Annotated in this window: 1 protein-coding gene; it reads left to right on the plus strand. The window is 50.1% G+C overall.

Features of this window, described 5'->3' with window-relative positions; all coding sequences use genetic code 11:
* Positions 1-804: 804 nt before the first annotated feature.
* Positions 805-888, plus strand: coding sequence for a hypothetical protein (locus HMPREF2878_RS11545; protein ID WP_246821960.1), 84 nt, complete (start codon positions 805-807; stop codon positions 886-888).
* The last annotated feature ends 672 nt before the right edge of the window (positions 889-1,560 follow it).

Raw genomic sequence — 1,560 nt, forward strand, 5'->3', positions numbered from 1 at the left:
GAAGACAACCACCCCAAACCAGGGCAACCACCACATGAGCAGCAGAAGAAGACTCTACCTTCACTGCAAACACAAGTCAAACCGACCGTGAATACAAAGTAAACTCTCCCCCACATCACCACAACAAGCAATCACATCGCCCTGTCGCGCTGACCCCGGATACATTACACACACTTCACACATAAAGCGAACCCGCAGTTCACGGAGCCTTTTGTAACGCGCATCAGCACATTAACAGCCATAAGCAATCTAACAACAACACGCGCGAGGCAGTAAGTGAAGCGTGCTGGATCTAGTTCCTATCTCAGTCCTGGAATCCGTCCGAGCATCACCACGTTCCACGATTCTTAACACGACACTCCAACTGAGGGAGTCGACACTCTCTACAAGACAAGACTCATTCATACGCAAGACTCGTGAACATAGAAACGGAAGTCGAACTTGCCACTTTGCGGACGATGCATTGGTAAAGAATTATGCGGATACACAAGTTCTGGACTAGCCACACCACGGGAAGCGCAAACCAAGTGCTACCTTGCCTATTTCATCAACCCAGAGTCGTAAAAAGCGGAACTAACCCCAGAACACTTGAACATACGCATGAATACCTCGGATATAGAGTGCTCCACCGAGAATGTGAGGTGAAACCATATGAATCCGAAAGCGATATTGAATCAGAGACCACTAAGCGCGGGTGTCTATTCATCCGCAAGTTCGAGGGTGTTCCCGATGATGGTGGGCAAATGCTCATTGAGGGAATAGACCGCACGCCCCCGGCAGACTATCGCGAACCTATTGGACTGGATGGAATTACTGCTTAGCTGGGAGCGGAAAGAGCAAGCGGACAAAGAGGTGGTGACTGCAGCTCCTAGTTTCAAATGCGATTAGCTAGGTAGCTTTTACGAGTCTTTCTACCAACACTGGGAGCTAATACCACCCCGAGATCTGATTAATCGGTTCGACGTTCTACTCGCCGAGGTAATCCAACTGGTACCCTGACTGGCCGAAGCAGAGCTGTTTGAGTCTGGGCAGCGAGCGTGGGCGTCTTCCACTCCGTCAGTATGACCGGTGTGGAAGTGGGTACATATCAACACTGTTGCCCCCTCACTACGTTTCGTACCAAGATAAGGACATGGGAGAAACTCGCTGCTTGCTAGTTGATTGACTCAACCACGTCGACCCCTGTCTTGAACACAAAGCAAATTTGACCGGCTCTAACAACATGGTTGATCGGAGCCGTTCATTGGAATGGCTAGAGGTACTGCATCGGCTCTTTGGCTAGTTGCCGGTATGCACCAGTAATCGTTGTACGACCGACGTATTTGATTCTGATTTGCTCGTGGGTTTGCTGCCGGTCGACTAAAGGTTTGCATATCCGCCGCAATCAAACCGACCTAATGGCAAACCGTCCTAAGCCGGAAAAGACTATCAGCACTAAAACGCTAGTTAATGTTGTTTACTCGTGGGTAACAAAAAGTGGGCCGCAGCACCCCACCCCACACGGGAACTGGCTACCACGACCCACAACAATAAACTTTTTATGCCGGCGGCGACCTACTC

Origin of the sequence: Corynebacterium sp. HMSC065H09 (genome assembly GCF_001812845.1) — a bacterium.
Taxonomy (GTDB): domain Bacteria; phylum Actinomycetota; class Actinomycetes; order Mycobacteriales; family Mycobacteriaceae; genus Corynebacterium; species Corynebacterium jeikeium_D.